General features: G+C 72.3%; 4 protein-coding genes. 3 read left to right on the top strand and 1 reads right to left on the bottom strand.

Annotated features, from left to right (window positions below):
• Positions 1–122: 122 nt before the first annotated feature.
• Genes ABD327_RS37365 through ABD327_RS37375 form a run of 3 tightly spaced genes read left to right on the top strand, consistent with a single transcriptional unit; the run spans position 123 to position 1,429 of the window.
• Positions 123–437 (top strand): hypothetical protein, encoded by a 315-nt coding sequence (locus ABD327_RS37365; protein ID WP_344458534.1) that lies wholly within the window; start codon positions 123–125, stop codon positions 435–437.
• A 48-nt stretch (positions 438–485) separates the two neighbouring features.
• On the top strand, positions 486–1,112 hold the full coding sequence (locus ABD327_RS37370; protein WP_344458536.1) for an AAA family ATPase: 627 nt from the start codon (positions 486–488) through the stop codon (positions 1,110–1,112).
• A complete protein-coding gene (locus tag ABD327_RS37375) occupies positions 1,109–1,429 on the top strand; it encodes a hypothetical protein (protein ID WP_344458538.1) in 321 nt (106 codons plus the stop codon). Before ABD327_RS37370 ends, ABD327_RS37375 begins: the two co-directional genes overlap by 4 nt.
• A 250-nt stretch (positions 1,430–1,679) precedes the next feature.
• Here the strand turns inward: ABD327_RS37375 and ABD327_RS37380 are convergent.
• On the bottom strand, positions 1,680–2,248 hold a 569-nt coding region (locus ABD327_RS37380), incomplete at its 5' end, for a hypothetical protein (protein ID WP_344458540.1).

The raw sequence follows: 2,248 nt of genomic DNA on the forward strand, positions 1-2,248 counted from the left end.
CGAGGGCTACGTGTCGTTCACCGCCGCCTCGGAGGGCGTGGCGGAGACCCTGCGGCGGCGTAACGAAAGAGACGGCGGAACCGGTGCGGTGTAACGAAACGAGTCACGACGAAGGGCAGCACATGAACGTCAATCTCACGATCGTCAACCAGGTCGACGCGGCCGCCGGCGGCCAGGGCTCCCAGGTGCCCGTCCAGGCGACGAGGAAGGTTCCGCCGACGGACCGGCGCCGCGGCCGCCCGGTGCGCATCACCGTCGACCTGGACCCCGCCGACTACCGCACGATGCGCCGCCTCGTCGCCGAGCTGGGAGAGGCCACCGACACCCCGACGCTGGCGCACTCGGCGATGTGGCGGGCCCTGCTCCACCTGGCCGCCGACGACGAGCAGCTCCTGGCGCGCGTCGCCGAGCAGCTGCGGGCCGACTCATCGCAGTAGTGCAGTCCATGCAGTAACTACGGCGCATCTCGTGGGAGCATCTCGCGCATGACGTTGAGCGTTGCCCTGATCAACCTGAAACCCGGCACGGCCAAGACGACGACGGCGGTGTGGTTGGCGCACGCCCTGCACGAACTCGGGGAGCCGGTGCTGTTCGTCGACGCCGACCCGGCCGCCTCGGCGCTGGAGTGGTCGGACCTGGCCGGCGGATTCCCGTTCCGGATCGTCGGCCTGCCCACCCGCGAGCTGCATCGCCGAGTCGCCGAGATCGTCCGCCCCGGGGAGTCCGTCATCATCGACACCCCGCAGATGGAGGACCACGAGGCGATCGTGAAGTCGGCGATGCGCTACGCCGACGAACTGCTGCTGCCCGTGGCTCCGCACGGCATCGAGGTCAACCGCATGTCGCCGGTCATCAACGCGATCGAGGATCTGGACGTGGTGCGCCCGGTGGCGCCGCGGTTCTCGGTGGTCCTCAACCGCATCAACAAGTCGTCCTCGGCCCCGGCCGACTACCGGCAGATCCTCACCGAGCAGGGGTACGAGGTGCTGCAGACCATGTTCCCGTTCGTGGTCCGCTACTCCCAGTCCTTCGCCATGGAGGTGAGTGCCGCCGGCACCGAGGCCGAGGAGTTGGCGCGCGAACTCCTCAAGCGTTCCGAGGCCGCCCGGTGAGCGCCGCCAAGAAGACCGCAGCCGAGGCCCGCCGCGAGGCCGCCCAGCGCGCGGCCGCCCGGCGCGTCGACCGCGACGCCGCCCCGGCCGGGCAGACGGCGGTCAGGTCCAAGCCTGTGCGGATCACGGTCGACCTCGTGCCGCAGCTTCACCGCCGACTGTCGGCCTGGACGCATCAGGCCGCCCTGGACCTGGACGCGCCCCGCCTCCCGCTGGCCGAGGTGATGCGCGCGTTCATCCGCCTCCTGGACGACCCGGCGGTGGAGGCCAAGGTCCGCCAGGCGTTGCGCGAGCACCTGGACGAGGCCGCGCAGTAATGCAGTCGCCACCGTAGCTACTGCAGACATGGCGAAGCCCCCCGGACGATTCCGGGGGGCTTCGCCTGTGGGGGTGCGGGATGGGGGTGTCGGGGGTCCGGGGGCCTTCAGAGGGGGGTTTCCCGACCCCCCACAACCCCCCCACGACCCCCACACGGGCGGGGCGTTTGCCCTGCTCAAGGGTCCTGTGGGGGTCCCACGTGGGGGGGTCGTGGGGGTGTGGGACTCCCACGTGGGGGTCGTGTGGGGGTCAGGCCGCCCAGTTGCGGACGTCGTCGGGGACGTCCAGGCGGCCGGCCTGGACCTGCTCGGCGGCGGTCAGCAGGTGCGCCTTCTCGTAGCCGCGGCGCGGTCGGCCGTTGCGCTCGAAGGCGTTCGGCAGGGTGCTGACGCCCAGTCCGCCGAGCAGCTCGGCGAGGCGGTGCTTGTTGTCCAGGCCGAGCGCGGCCGCCAGGTCTTCGGAGTGCATCCGGGTGTCGGCGCCGAACGCGCGGATGGCGGCGGCCAGGAACGGCGGGACGGGGCGCACCGGCGCGGGCTCGGGCCGGTCGACGCGCTCGGCGGTGACGACGCGCTCGGCCGTCTCGGTCGGGACGTAGGAGGCGCGGGCCCGTCGGCGGAGTTCTTGCGGGTCGGCCCAGCCGCCGCCGGTGGTGGCCGGGGCGGTGGCGGGGGTGCGGTCGCCGACCAGTTCCAGGTGGCGCTGAACGAGACCGAACGGCTCATCGTCGTCGACGTCCAGGACGTCGTCGTGGTCGTCGTCCAGGGCCAGGAACGCCTTGCGCATCCGCTCGTGGCGCTGGGCGTAGACCGCGCCGC

Source organism: Actinocorallia aurantiaca (assembly GCF_039533685.1).
GTDB lineage: Bacteria > Actinomycetota > Actinomycetes > Streptosporangiales > Streptosporangiaceae > Actinocorallia > Actinocorallia aurantiaca.